Source organism: Mesorhizobium sp. M0058 (genome assembly GCF_040323095.1).
Taxonomy (GTDB): Bacteria; Pseudomonadota; Alphaproteobacteria; order Rhizobiales; family Rhizobiaceae; genus Mesorhizobium.
The window spans coordinates 1-13,104 of record NZ_JAMYUQ010000020.1 but is presented as its reverse complement, the minus strand read 5'-3'; the positions used below and the strand labels follow the sequence as shown (position 1 = coordinate 13,104).

The following is a 13,104-nucleotide window of genomic DNA, read 5'->3' as shown; positions in this document are numbered from 1 at the left end:
ACGCGTTACGCTCCAGTCCATGGACTTGTTGCGCCACAAAAAGACAGCCGGTGGACGCGGCTTTCTTGACGACCAGTTTCTGATTGCCATGCCCGGCATGAAGGACGATCGCTTCACGCGCTCGGTCATCTACATCTGTGCGCACAGCGATGAAGGCGCCATGGGCCTGATCATCAACCAGACGCAACAGATGCTGTTTCCCGATCTTCTGGTGCAGCTCGGCATCATGAACGAACAGGAGGCGATCAGGCTGCCTGCGCAGGCCCGCGACTTCGTGGTGCGCAATGGCGGCCCGGTGGACCGCAGCCGCGGCTTCGTCCTTCACTCGGGCGACTACCGGGTGGAATCCTCGCTCACCGTCTCCGACGATATCTGCCTGACCGCGACGGTCGACATATTGCGCGCCATCTCGTCCGGCCGCGGCCCGCGGCGCGCTTTGATGGCGCTCGGCTATTCCGGCTGGGGCGCCGGCCAGCTGGAAACCGAGATCGCCGAGAATGGCTGGCTGACCTGTCCGGCCACGCCGGAGCTGCTGTTCGACGCCGACATCGAGCGGAAGTACGACCGCATCCTGGCATCGATCGGGATTGATCTGGCGCATTTGAGCCTGGCCGCGGGGCACGCCTGAAGCCTCGCCTTCGCCGACGTTCCGCCGAACCTTCGCGACTAGCCGAAGCCGCCCGCCACTTTCGTCATCCTAGGGTCTGCGCCGCGTCGCTGCGCTCCTTGCTTCGCCCTAGGATGACGAAGGCGCGGTCGCTTCAGCTAATTTTCGGGGTTCATTCCAATGTAACCACGCGCCTGCACGACGCATGCCTCACCCATCACGCCTGCGTCATCGGGTACTGTTCTTTCAACGCCTTCAGCACCTGGTCGCCTGGCATCGGCGCGCCGAACATGAAGCTTTGCACATATTCGCAGCCCATCTGGCGCAATTCCAGCGCATCGCTTTCGTCGGAAATGCCCTCGGCCACCACCGACAGGCCGAGTTCATGCGCCATGTTGACCATGGATTTGAGCAGCACCGCCCGCTTCGGCGTCGCGTCGTCGACGAAGCTCTTGTCGATCTTGATGGTGTCGAAGGGGAAGCGGGTCAGATAGGCGAGCGAGGAATAGCCGGTGCCGAAATCGTCCAGCGACAGGCCGATGCCGAGCTGCTTGAGTTTGGTCAGCACATGCGAGGTCTGCTCTGGATTGTCCATGACCAGCGATTCGGTAAGTTCGAGCCGGAAGCAGCGCGGCTTCAGATTGGCGCGGGCGATGACCGAGCGGACATCGCTGACCAGGTCGCGGCGGATCAGCTGGCGGCTGGACAGATTGACCGACACCGACAGCGGGGTGTCGCCGATCTGCTTTTGCCAGCCGGCGAGGTCTTCGGCCGCCTGCTGCATGGCAAACAGCCCAAGCTGCACGATCAGGCCACAGCTTTCGGCGACCGGGATGAAATCGCCCGGCGGGATCATGCCGCGGCGCGGATGGTCCCAACGCAGCAGCGCTTCGAAGCCGGCAATGCTGCCGTCCTCCAGCCGCACGATCGGCTGGTAGGCAAGGGTGAATTCGCGCCGCTCGATGGCGCGGCGCAGATCGGATTCGAATTGCAGCCGGTCGGTGCCGACGGTGCGGAAGGCCGGCCGGAACGGCTCGATCCTGTCGCCGCCGAAGCGCTTGGCCTGGTGCATGGCAAGCTCGGCGTCCTTGACCATGTCTTCTGCCGAAGTCTGCGCCGAGGTCCAGGTGATCAGGCCGATCGAGGCAGTCAGCACGATCTCGCGCTTGGCGAAGGTGATCGGGTTGTTGATGGCGTGCTTGATGGCGTCTGCCACCGCCGCGATGCGGGAGGGTTCCTGTTCGGAGAGCAGCATCAGGGCGAACTGGTCACCGGCAAAGCGCGACAGCGAATCCTTAGGTTTCAACAGCCGGTGCAAGCGGCGCGCAATGGTGAGCAGGATGGTGTCGCCGGCCGAGATGCCAAGCCCGTCATTGACCTGCTTGAAACGGTCGATGTCGATGACGAAGACGGTGGGGCGCACCTTCTCTTCGGTGCGCGCGATCGAGATGATGGCTTCCAGCCGGTTCATCAGAAGTTCGCGGTTGGGCAGGCCGGTCAGATTGTCGTGAACGGCATCGTGCAGCAGCCTTTCCTCGGACTTTTTCTGCTCGGTAACGTCGACCATGGTGCCGACGCAGCGAATCACTTCGCCATCCGAGCCGATCACCGGCCGCGCCCGAAGCAAGAACCAGTGGTAGTGCCCGTCGGCGCCGCGCAGGCGGAAATTCTGCGAGACCCGGCCGCGCCGATGTTCGAGCACCACGTCGAGGGTGGTGCGGAACGTGTCGCGGTCGTCGGCATGCAGCACCGGCAGCCAGTTGCGGGCCGCACCCCCCAGGCTGTTGGGCGCCAGGCCAAGCTGGATGCTGACGTCGGGCTTGGTGACGACGCGGTCGCGCAGCACGTCCCAGTCCCACACCGTGTCGCCGGAGCCGGCGACGGCCAGCGCCTGGCGCTCAAGATCGGAGAACAGGCCCTGATGCAGCGCGCCGCCGGCAAAGGCATGCTGCATGACGGTGAAGCCGATCAAAAGGATGATCAGGATCAGCCCGCCGCCCAATGCCGGCTGGGCGATGTCGTTGTCGAGCATGCCGGTGATCGCCATCCACGACCCGCACAGCCATAGCAGCACCATCACCCAACTGGGCACCAGCATGATCGCACGGTCGTAACCACGAAGACCGAGCAGGATGATGAGGCCGAGCCCGGTCAGCGCGGTGGCGGCAAAGGACAGCCGGGCAATACCGGCGGCGACGGCCGGATCGATGATGGCCACACCCGCAATCAGCACCAGACCGAGGATCCAGACCAGCGCGCCATAGCTGAAATGGCCGTGCCACCGGTTGAGGTTGAGATAGGCGAACAGGAACACCACGAAGGTCGCCGCAAGCGCCACCTCCGTTCCCGCCCGCCACATCTGCTCGTTCCCGGGCGATATCTCTATGATCTTGTTTAGAAAGCCGAAATCGACGCAGATATAGGCAAGTACCGCCCACGCAAGTGCGGCTGTCGCCGGAAACATCGAGGTTCCCTTGACGACGAAAAGGATGGTCAGGAAGAGCGCCAGCAGCCCGGCGATGCCGATGACGATGCCGCGGAACAGCGTATAGGAATTGACCGAGTCCTTGTAGGCTTCCGGCTCCCATAGATAGACCTGCGGCAGCTTCGGCGAGGCGAGTTCGGCGATGAAGGTGATCACCGTTCCCGGGTTCAGCGTCACCCGGAACACGTCGGCGTCGGAGCTTGACTGGCGGTCGAGCGCGAAGCCCTCGCTGGGGGTGATCGCGGCGATGCGGGTGGCGCCGAGATCGGGCCAGAAGATGCCGGAATTCACCAGCCGGAAATGCGGCGCCACGATCAGCCGGTCGAGCTGCTGGTCGGTGGTGTTGGCGAGCGCGAACACCGCCCAGTCGCCGCTCGAGCGCGCGTCATTGGCCTCGACCTCGATGCGCCGGACGATGCCGTCGGGACCGGGCGCGGTCGACACCTGGAAGTTTTCGCCCTGATTGACGTAGATCTGGACGGCGCGCGACAGGTCGAGCGCGACATCGTCGCGGGCAATCTTGATTGGTTCGACGGCGAAGGCCGGGAGCGCCGCGCAAAGCGTGACGACAACCGCCAGAACAAAGGCCAACAGCGACCCGTTTCGCAGGAAATTCGTCAAAAATCAGTCCTTCGTTCCAGCGCCCGGCGGATCGTCCGCGATCCGGGCGTAGAGGTAGTGGTCCTGCCAGATGCCGTTGATCCTGAGGTAGGATCGCAGAAGTCCTTCGCGCCGGAATCCGGCTTTTTCAAGCACGCGGATCGACCGGACATTGTCGGGAATACAGGCAGCTTCGATCCGGTGCAACCTCAGCGTATCGAAGGCGAAGCGGCAGACCACCTTGACCGCGTCGGTCATCAGGCCGCGGCCGCCAAACCGCTCCCCGATCCAGTACCCGACATGGCCGCTTTGCGAGACGCCGTGGCGGATATTGCCGAGCGTAATGCCGCCGGCAAGCTTGCCGCTCGCCTTCTCGAAGATGAAGAAGGCGATGGCTGTCCCCTGCGCATAGTCTTCGCGGTAGCGGCCGATGCGCAGCCGCCAGGCGGTGCGGTCGAGTTCATCGGGCGTCCAGCGCGGCTCCCACGGTTCGAGGAAGGCACGGCTTTCGCCGCGCACCGCTGACCATTCGCGATAGTCGTTGGTGTAGGGCACGCGCAGCATGACCCGGTCGCCTTTCAGTGCCGGCAGGTCACGGCGAAAGAAAGGGAGCGCGAACACCGGCGCTTGAAGGCTTAGACGGCGAGCTTGCGGGCCGTGGTGTGCGTGCCCGCAAGCGAATCGAGAATCGCCTCATAGGGCGCGAGCGTACCCACCGGTCCAACCGCGGTCAGCGTCGGCTTGGTCGAAAACAGCCGGGACGAAAGGTCGGTCAGCCGCTCGACGGTCAGCGCCGACAGCCGTTCCATCAATTCCTCCTTGGCGATCGGCCGACCGAACAGAAGCAGCTGCCTGGCGATCTGCGAGGCGCGGCTGGCCGGGCTTTCAGCCGACATGATCAGGCCGGCGCGATATTGCGCGCGGGCGCGGTCGAGCTCTTCCTGAAGGATATTCTCGCCGGCCTTCTGCAGCTCGTCGATAATGACCGGCACCAGTTCGGCAATGTCGCTCTGCCCGGTCGCGGCATGAACGCCGAAGATGCCGGTATCGGAAAAACCCCAGTGGAAGGCATAGACCGAATAGCACAGGCCACGCTTTTCGCGGACCTCCTGGAACAGCCGGGACGACATGCCGCCGCCGAGGATCATCGACAGCACCTGCGAAGCGTAGAAATCGCGCACATGATAGGCTCGGCCTTCGAAGCCGAGCACGATCTGCGCGTCCATCAGGTCGCGATCCTCGCGGAAATCGCCGCCGACATACTGCGCATATTGCGGCATCGTGCTGTCGGACTTGCTGCGGAAACCGCCGAGCTGCTTTTCGACCTCGCACACGAAATTGTCGTGCTTGATGTCGCCTGCCGCCACGATCACCATCTTCTCGGCGCCATACTGGCGCTCGATGAAATCATGCAGCTGTTTGGAGGTGAAGGATTTGACGGTTTCCGGCGTGCCGAGGATCGAGCGGCCGATCGTCTGGTGGCGGAAGGCGGTCTCGGTGAAACGGTCGAAGACGATGTCGTCGGGCGTGTCGTGCGCGGCGCCGATCTCCTGCAGGATCACATGCTGCTCGCGCTCCAGTTCCTCTGGGTCGAATTCGGACTCCTGCAGGATATCGGCAAGGATATCCACCGCCAGCGGCACATCGTCGGACAGCACCCTGGCGTAATAGGACGTCGTCTCGACTGATGTGGCGGCATTGATCTCGCCGCCGACATCCTCGATTTCCGAGGCGATCTCGAAGGCCGTCCGCCTTTTCGTACCCTTGAAGGCCATATGCTCGAGCAGATGGGCCATTCCGTGCTCGTCGTCACGCTCATTGCGGGCGCCGGACTTGACCCAGGCGCCAAGGGCAACGGATTCGAGGCTTGGAAGGGTTTCGGTGGCGACTGTCAGGCCGTTCGACAGACGGCTTACCTCAACACCCATATGGCAAGTACTCCCTAACGCGCTGCCCTTGAGTGGCGGCTCACGTAATCTTCCACCATTTTCAGGTCGGATGGAAGTACCGTGTACTTTTCGTCGGCTGACATCAAGGACCCCAGCCATGCGGGCAGGGCCGGCGACACGCCGCAGGCGGCTTCGACCGCGGCCGGGAACTTGGCCGGGTGCGCCGTGCCCAGCACCACCATCGGCACTGCACCGTCAGCCTTGCCGGCGGCGACATGCACGGCCGCGGCCGTGTGCGGATCGAGCAGATAATTGCTGGATTCGAGCGTTGAACGGATGGTGGCGGCAACCTCGTCCATATCAGCGCGTCCGGCGTCGAATTCGGACCGCATCCGGTCGATTTCTGCGGTTTCGATGGTGAAGGCGCCGGATTGCTTGAGGCCGGCCATGTAACGCCGCACCGTCTCTGCGTTACGGTCGCAGGCCTCGAACAGCAGTCGCTCGAAGTTCGACGATACCTGGATGTCCATCGATGGCGACGTCGTCGCAAACACACCCTTGGTGCGGTATTCACCGGTCGCGAAAGTGCGCGCCAATATGTCGTTGTCGTTGGTGGCGACGATCAGCCGCTCGATCGGCAGGCCCATCTTCTTGGCGGCGTAACCGGCGAAAATATCGCCGAAATTGCCGGTCGGCACGGTAAAGGAGACCGGCCTGTCCGGCGCGCCGAGCGAAAGCGCCGAGGAAAAATAATAGACGATCTGGGCCATGATGCGGGCCCAGTTGATCGAATTGACGCCCGACAGCGACACGCGATCACGAAAACCATGATCGTTGAACATATCCTTCAGCAGGCCCTGGCAATCGTCGAAATTGCCTTCGATGGCCAGCGCCTGGACGTTGGTGGCCGTCGATGTCGTCATCTGCCGCTGCTGCACCGGCGAGACGCGGCCATGCGGAAACATCACGAAAATGTCAGTTCGGTCGCGGCCGGCGAAGGCATCGATGGCGGCGCCACCAGTGTCACCCGAGGTCGCGCCGACGATGGTTGCGCGCTGGCCGCGCTCAGTCAGTACATGGTCCATCAGCCGGGCAAGCAGCTGCATGGCAACGTCCTTGAAGGCCAGCGTCGGACCGTGGAAGAGTTCAAGGATGAACGTGTTGGCGCCGGTCTGCACCAGCGGGCAGACGGCCTGGTGGCGGAAGGTGGCATAGGCTTCTCGCACCAGGCGCTCGAAGACGGGTGCGGCGATCTCGCCGCCGAGGAACGGCGTCAGCACGCGGATGGCGAGGTCCGCATAGGGCAGGCCGCGCATGGCGCGGATCTCGGCTGCCGAAAACTGCGGCCATGTCTGCGGCACATAAAGCCCGCCGTCGCGGGCCAGCCCCGCCAGCACCGCGTCGGCAAATCCAAGCACGGGTGCATCCCCGCGGGTACTCACATAGCGCATCGTCAAGGTCCATTGCTGCCGCCGGTTCATCCACGGCAATTGGTTAATTTTCCGAGCCGGCTCAGTCGCATTTTTGCCGTGGCGTTGCTATACGTCACCAACTTTGCGAGAGGGAAGTGCAGTTTCATGGCGTTTCACAAGTTCAACCGTCGCTTTGTCGCGGGTCTGGCGCTCACCGGCTTTATGCTTGCCGCCGCCGGTTGCCAATCGAGCGACAATGGCATCCTCAATCTCGGTTTCGGCAAGAAGACCGACCCGAATGCGCCAATACCGCCGCAGGATCCCAAGGTTCTCGCCAGCCAGTTGCAGGCCTACTGCCCGAAAGTGACGGTGCGCGATGGCACCGCCTACTTCAATACCTACGCCAAGGGCGCGCCGCAGCCGAGAAAGAAAAAGGCTGATGCGGCACAGGATGCCGAGGCCGCTGCCGCCGCGCAGACGGCGCCTGACGGCTCCATCGTCGATCCGAACAAGGATCCGGCCAAGATCATCTACCAGGCCTCGATCAGCGATGTGAGCCGCGATTGCAGCCGTGCCAACGGCCAGTTGACGATGAAGGTTGGCGTTGCCGGCAAGATCGTGCCGGGACCGCTGTTCGCCCCCGGCACCATCACCATGCCGATCCGCATTGCCGTCATGCACGGCCCCGACGTGCTTTATTCGCAAATTCACCCCTATCAGATCCAGGTCAGCGATCCCTCGACCGCCACCCAGTTCGTGTTCACCGATCCCAACGTCGTCGTGCCCGAACCCTCCGCCCGGGATTACACTGTCTATGCCGGCTATGACGACACCGCGCCGGCGGCGGTGGACAAGAAGTCCGGCAAGAAAAAGAAGCGCGCTCCGGCGACGAACTAAGCGCCTGGGCGCCGTCGCTGCTGCGACGGTGCCGGTCAACTCTTTGAAAGATCCAAACGATCCGATCGTAATCCTGCAGGCGTGCGCCTGCGGCAGGTCGCGTCTGCGCTTTAATCTCGATCCATTCCGCCAGCGCACTTGACTCATCCATATCCCGACGGTTATACGTCAATCAATAGCTCGCAGGTTATTGATCCCGATGCCGGACGCCCACGATACTTTGTTCAGAACGCTTGCCGACCCGACCCGGCGGGCCATCTTCGAGCGCTTGTGCCGCCAAGGTGAGCAGACCGTGGGGGCGCTGACGGCGCAGTCCGGGGTCTCGCAACCGGCGGTGTCGAAGCATCTCGGCGTCCTGAAGCTGGCCGGCCTGGTGCGTGACCGCCACGCCGGACGCCAGACCCACTACAGCGCGCAGCCCGAGGCACTTGGTCCGCTGACCAACTGGACAGTTCAAATGACAGGATTCTGGGAGAGCCGCTTCGATGATCTCGAGAACCTGCTGAAAAGGATGGACCAGTGAGCAATCCCGAGCTGCGCACCGTCGTCGTCGAACGTGAAATATCCTGGCCGGCGGAGAAGATCTGGCGCGCGTTGACGCAGCCGCATCTGATGGAGAAATGGCTCATGAAGAACGATTTCAAGCCTGTCGTCGGCCACAGCTTCAATCTTCGCGGCGACTGGGGCGGCGTGCTCGACTGCGAGGTGCTGGCCATCGAGCAAAACAGGACGCTGTCCTACAGCTGGGATTTTGCGCATGAGGATGCCGCCTACAATCTGAAGAGCGTGGTGACGTTCACGCTCACACCCACGAGCTCGGGAACCCATCTGCGCGTCGAGCAGTCGGGCTTCCATCCGAGCCAGAAGCAGGCCTATGGCGGCGCCAGGGCCGGGTGGCAGCAATTCCTCACCAAGCTGGAGCAGGTCCTGGCGAAGCCGGATTGAAGCCTGCCGGTACCATGCCCTGATCGCGGGGCACCGAATGCAAAAAGGAGGAAATCGATGAAGATCAAGCTGACCAGCGTCTATGTGGACAACCAGGACAACGCACTGCGCTTCTACACCGACGTGCTGGGCTTTGCCGTGAAGGTCGACTTCAGCAATGGGCCTTTTCGTTGGCTGACCGTCATCTCACCCGATGAGCCCGAGGGAGCCGAGCTACAGCTGGCGCTCAACGACAACCCGGCCGCCAAGGCCTACCAGCAGGCCATCTTCAAGCAGGGGCAGCCCGCGCTCATGCTGTTCACCGACGACGTCAAGGGTGATTACGAGCGCATCAAGGGACGCGGCGGTGCGTTCGCCATGGCGCCGACAGAAGTGACCGGCTCGACTATCGCCCAGCTCAACGACAGCTGCGGCAATCTCATCCAGATCACCCAACTGGCGCGTTGGTAGGCGCTGGTTTCAAGAGGAAGTTGCAATGAACTTGAGCAAATGGATACGTCAAACCCATCGTTGGCTGTCGATCATCTTCACGCTGACCGTGGCAGCCAATTTCATCACCATGGCGTTCGGGCAACCTCCGGCCTGGGTGGTCTATTCGCCGCTGCTGCCGCTATTCCTGCTGCTGTTCAGCGGCCTCTATATGTTCGTGCTGCCTTACGTCGCGAGATCGCGTGGCGAGCAGGGCGCGCAAGGGTAGGACATGGCCAAGGCGCCGGGAAAATCGAAGGTCGCAAAACCGGCCCCAGACAAGCCGGAAAAGCCGGTCCTGCTTTCGGGCGGCAACCCGCAGATCCCGAAGGCCTATGGGGACGCTCCGGTGCAGGCATATATTGCTGCCATGCCGGGCTGGAAAAGCGATGTCGGGCGCTGGATCGACGCACTTATCGTCAGCGCCGTCCCCGGCGTCTACAAGGCGGTGAAGTGGAACTCACCGTTCTATGGCATCGAGGGCGAGGGTTGGTTCCTCAGCCTGCATTGCTTCACCAGATACGTCAAAGTCGCCTTCTTTCGCGGCACGTCGCTCGATCCTGTGCCTCCCGGCGTTCCAGGCAAAAGGAAGTGCGCTATCTCGACATCCATGAAGGCGAAGAGATCGACGAAGCCCGCTTCGCCTCCTGGGTGAAGCAGGCCAGCCGATTGCCCGGCGAGAAGATGTGAACGGAGGCAGACCATGAAGATCAGCATGTCGAGCAAGGACGAGGGAGGCGCCTCCGCCTCCGAGCGGATAGATGCCCGAATCCGGGAGCTGGACGATTGGCGGGGCAAGACGTTGGCCAGCCTGCGCAATACCATCCTCGACGCCGACCCGGAAATCACCGAGGAGTGGAAGTGGATGGGCAGCCCGGTATGGTCGCGCGACGGCATGATCGCCGTCGGCAACGCTCACAAGGACAAGGTGAAGCTGACCTTTTCTCACGGCGCCAGCCTGCCGGATCCCGACAGGCTGTTCAACAACGGGCTCAACGGCAAGGTGTGGCGCGCCATCGATGTGTCGGAGGGCGACGAGATCGATGCGGATGCGCTGAAAGCGCTCGTCCGCGCCGCGATTGCCTACAACAGGGCTAAGAAGAAACCGGCCAGGTCGGCCAAAGCCAAGGACTGATCGGTTCAGGCGTCCGACCACTCCGACAGAGCGGCAATCACACTTTTCAGTTCGGCCCAGCGGCGGATGACGGTTTCGGCTCCGGCTTCGGTCAGCACATCGGCATGGCCGGGATAGCTGTGCGCGGCGCCGGTGAAGCCGATCACGCGCATGCCGGCGGCCCTGGCGCCGGTGACGCCGTGCACCGAATCCTCGATGACGAAGGTGTTTGCCGGATTGGCGTTGAGTTGCTCCGCCGCGATCAGGAACACATCCGGCGCGGGCTTGGTTTTCTTGCTTGGTACTTCCAGCGCTGAAAAAATCCGGCCGGCGAAGAACGGCAGCAGGCCCACTTTCTCGAGCATGAACTCGATCCGCTCCAAGCGTGAGTTCGAGCAGACGCAGCGCGGCGCGGTGACCGCGGCGACCGCCTCGCGCACGCCGTCGATGGCGCGCACGTCGCTGCGCAGTTTGCGGTCGACCAGCTCTTCGGCCCGGTCGATCATCGAGGCCTGGAACGGGATGGCGGATTTTTGCTCGACCCGCATCATGATGTCCTTGAAGGTCAGTCCGGCATAGGTTTCGGCGTATTCCTCAGCCGAAATTTCATATCCGGCCAAGGTCAGCAATTCGGCCTCGACGCGGGCTGCGATGATTTCGGAATCGACGAGCACGCCGTCGCAATCGAAGATGACAAGATCTGGCTGGGGCATGGCAATCCGAACGAGGAGGGTGATGGAGGCCCGGCAAGGCTCAAGCGGCGCGACATACACCAACGGGCCGGGCTGCGCAAATTGACGACGTCAGGGCTGCCTGGACCGTTGCGTCCTTCACCGAATATTTACGCTGATCGGTAACCATAACGGGGAGTAAACAGTAACGCGTGCCTTGGGTGTAAAAATGTCTGCCGTGCGTCTTCTCGCCGACCTCTCCCACGCCCCCCAGCAATCCGAGTGGCTGGACACGATCCTCAAGGGCGATTGTGTCGCCGCGCTCGACCGGCTGCCGGAAAAATCCATCGACGTCATCTTCGCCGATCCGCCTTACAATCTGCAGCTCGACGGCGATTTGCACCGGCCCGACCAGTCCAAGGTCGACGCCGTCGACGATGACTGGGACCAGTTCGAGAGTTTCGAGGCCTATGACGCCTTCACCCGCGCCTGGCTCCTGGCGGCACGCCGCGTGCTGAAGCCGAATGGCACCATCTGGGTCATCGGCTCCTACCACAACATCTTCCGCGTCGGCGCCAAGATGCAGGATCTCGGCTTCTGGATCCTCAACGATGTCGTCTGGCGCAAGACCAACCCAATGCCTAATTTCCGCGGTCGCCGCTTCCAGAACGCGCATGAGACCATGATCTGGGCTTCGCGCGACCAGAAGGGCAAGGGCTATACCTTCAATTACGAAGCCATGAAGGCATCGAACGACGACATCCAGATGCGCTCCGACTGGCTGTTCCCGATCTGCACTGGCGGCGAGCGGCTGAAGAACGACAATGGCGACAAGCTGCATCCGACGCAGAAGCCGGAAGCGCTGCTCGCCCGCATCATGATGGCCTCGACCAAGCCGGGCGACATCGTGCTCGACCCGTTCTTCGGATCCGGCACAACCGGCGCCGTGGCCAAGCGGCTTGGCCGCCATTTCGTCGGCATCGAGCGCGAGCAGGCCTATATCGACGCCGCCAATGAGCGCATCGATGCCGTGCGGCCGCTGGAAACCGCCGATCTCACCGTGCTCACCGGCAAGCGCGCCGAGCCGCGCGTCGCCTTTGTCAGCCTCATCGATACCGGGCTTATGCAGCCCGGCGCCACGCTTTACGATGCCAAGAAGCGCTGGTCGGCCAAGGTACGCGCCGACGGCACGGTGGCGATCGGCGACAGCGCCGGCTCGATCCACAAGATCGGCGCCGAAGTGCAGGGCCTGGACGCCTGCAATGGCTGGACCTTCTGGCACTATGAGCGCTCGGGCGGCCTGACCCCGATCGACGAACTGCGCCGCATCGCCAGGCTCGGCATGGAGCGGGCAGGGGCCTGACGCTACCACATAAAGGTCGGCGCCCTACGGCGCCCCCCTCTGGCCTGCCGGCCATCTCCCCCACGAGGGGGGAGATCGCGCGCTTCATTGTTTTCGCCAACCTTCAACGTTGTAAGAAAGAGCCGTCGGCGAGGCTGCCAAGGTAGTGTGCTGAGAGTTCTGCAAATTCGCTGAGAGGGGGCGGTCATGGCAGGCTGGTGATGTTCAACGTCACCGATTCCCTGGAAGGAACGCCACCATGACCAAGACAGAAGGTAAATCGACCAGCGCTGCCGTCAAAGACATTCTGCTTTCGAACCCGGAGGGGCTGCACGAAGTGATCCGTGCGGTAATGCAGGAGGTTCTCGAGGCCGAGATGGAGGAGGCGCTGGGTGCTTCGAAGGGCGAACGCACGCCTGAGCGCCTTGGGTATCGCTCGGGCTATTACGGCCGTACCCTTGTAACGCGGGTCGGCAAGCTCGAGCTGCGGGTTCCGCAGGACCGGGCCGGGCGCTTCTCCACCGAGCTGTTCGAGCGCTACCAGCGTTCCGAGCGGGCCTTGGTGGCGACGCTGGCGGAGATGTATGTCCAGGGCGTGTCGACCCGCAAGGTGAAGGCGATCACGGAAGAACTGTGCGGCCATGCCTTCTCGGCCTCGTCGATCTCGGCCATCA

General features: G+C 62.9%; 14 protein-coding genes and 1 pseudogene. 10 read left to right on the top strand and 5 right to left on the bottom strand.

Annotation, left to right across the window (positions count from 1 at the left end; all coding sequences use genetic code 11):
- The first annotated feature begins 19 nt into the window (after nucleotides 1-19).
- Nucleotides 20-628 carry a YqgE/AlgH family protein gene (locus NKJ75_RS27810; RefSeq protein WP_023668405.1) on the top strand — a complete coding sequence of 203 codons (609 nt, stop codon included), beginning with the start codon at nucleotides 20-22 and terminating at the stop codon, nucleotides 626-628.
- Nucleotides 629-824: 196 nt separating this feature from the next.
- Here the strand turns inward: NKJ75_RS27810 and NKJ75_RS27805 are convergent, their stop codons facing one another.
- From NKJ75_RS27805 to thrC, 4 genes are read right to left on the bottom strand one after another with little or no spacing between them, the layout of a single operon-like run.
- Nucleotides 825-3,713 carry an EAL domain-containing protein gene (locus NKJ75_RS27805; protein WP_023706671.1) on the bottom strand — a complete coding sequence of 963 codons (2,889 nt, stop codon included), beginning with the start codon at nucleotides 3,711-3,713 and terminating at the stop codon, nucleotides 825-827.
- Between the two features lie 3 nt (nucleotides 3,714-3,716).
- Entirely contained in the window at nucleotides 3,717-4,313 is a 597-nt protein-coding gene (locus NKJ75_RS27800; RefSeq protein ID WP_023668403.1) for a GNAT family N-acetyltransferase, read from the bottom strand.
- Between the two features lie 14 nt (nucleotides 4,314-4,327).
- A complete protein-coding gene (locus NKJ75_RS27795) occupies nucleotides 4,328-5,620 on the bottom strand; it encodes a M16 family metallopeptidase (RefSeq protein ID WP_352500428.1) in 1,293 nt (430 codons plus the stop codon).
- Nucleotides 5,621-5,634: 14 nt separating this feature from the next.
- Nucleotides 5,635-7,032, bottom strand: a complete 1,398-nt coding sequence (thrC, locus tag NKJ75_RS27790) for a threonine synthase (protein WP_023709657.1) — start codon at nucleotides 7,030-7,032, stop codon at nucleotides 5,635-5,637.
- A gap of 126 nt (nucleotides 7,033-7,158) precedes the next feature.
- On the opposite strand from thrC, the gene NKJ75_RS27785 reads away from it, so the two are divergent.
- The 7 genes and pseudogenes from NKJ75_RS27785 to NKJ75_RS27755 all read left to right on the top strand — a co-directional run bounded on the left by NKJ75_RS27785 (nucleotide 7,159) and on the right by NKJ75_RS27755 (nucleotide 10,438).
- Complete coding sequence (locus tag NKJ75_RS27785) at nucleotides 7,159-7,890, top strand: hypothetical protein (protein WP_352500427.1); 732 nt, start codon at nucleotides 7,159-7,161, stop codon at nucleotides 7,888-7,890.
- A gap of 199 nt (nucleotides 7,891-8,089) precedes the next feature.
- Entirely contained in the window at nucleotides 8,090-8,413 is a 324-nt protein-coding gene (locus NKJ75_RS27780) for an ArsR/SmtB family transcription factor (protein WP_023698528.1), read from the top strand.
- Complete coding sequence (locus tag NKJ75_RS27775) at nucleotides 8,410-8,835, top strand: SRPBCC family protein (RefSeq protein ID WP_352500426.1); 426 nt, start codon at nucleotides 8,410-8,412, stop codon at nucleotides 8,833-8,835. Before NKJ75_RS27780 ends, NKJ75_RS27775 begins: the two co-directional genes overlap by 4 nt.
- A 57-nt stretch (nucleotides 8,836-8,892) precedes the next feature.
- Nucleotides 8,893-9,285 (top strand): VOC family protein, encoded by a 393-nt coding sequence (locus tag NKJ75_RS27770; RefSeq protein WP_023716120.1) that lies wholly within the window; start codon nucleotides 8,893-8,895, stop codon nucleotides 9,283-9,285.
- A 25-nt stretch (nucleotides 9,286-9,310) separates the two neighbouring features.
- Nucleotides 9,311-9,532: a hypothetical protein gene (locus tag NKJ75_RS27765; protein ID WP_023668396.1), complete on the top strand. Its 222-nt coding sequence runs from the start codon at nucleotides 9,311-9,313 to the stop codon at nucleotides 9,530-9,532.
- A 3-nt stretch (nucleotides 9,533-9,535) separates the two neighbouring features.
- Nucleotides 9,536-9,993, top strand: a pseudogene (locus NKJ75_RS27760) (DUF1801 domain-containing protein).
- A gap of 13 nt (nucleotides 9,994-10,006) precedes the next feature.
- The gene (locus NKJ75_RS27755) at nucleotides 10,007-10,438 is read left to right on the top strand and encodes a DUF1801 domain-containing protein (protein WP_023716122.1); all 432 of its coding nucleotides are present in this window, start codon (nucleotides 10,007-10,009) and stop codon (nucleotides 10,436-10,438) included.
- 5 nt (nucleotides 10,439-10,443) lie between these two features.
- Here the strand turns inward: NKJ75_RS27755 and NKJ75_RS27750 are convergent, their stop codons facing one another.
- Entirely contained in the window at nucleotides 10,444-11,130 is a 687-nt protein-coding gene (locus NKJ75_RS27750) for an HAD family hydrolase (RefSeq protein WP_023687164.1), read from the bottom strand.
- Nucleotides 11,131-11,317: 187 nt separating this feature from the next.
- Between NKJ75_RS27750 and NKJ75_RS27745 the strand changes: the two genes are divergently transcribed.
- Both NKJ75_RS27745 and NKJ75_RS27740 read left to right on the top strand, forming a co-directional pair.
- Complete coding sequence (locus tag NKJ75_RS27745) at nucleotides 11,318-12,451, top strand: site-specific DNA-methyltransferase (protein WP_023668392.1); 1,134 nt, start codon at nucleotides 11,318-11,320, stop codon at nucleotides 12,449-12,451.
- A gap of 238 nt (nucleotides 12,452-12,689) precedes the next feature.
- A partial coding sequence (locus NKJ75_RS27740) for a transposase (RefSeq protein WP_352500425.1) occupies nucleotides 12,690-13,104 on the top strand: 415 nt, incomplete at its 3' end.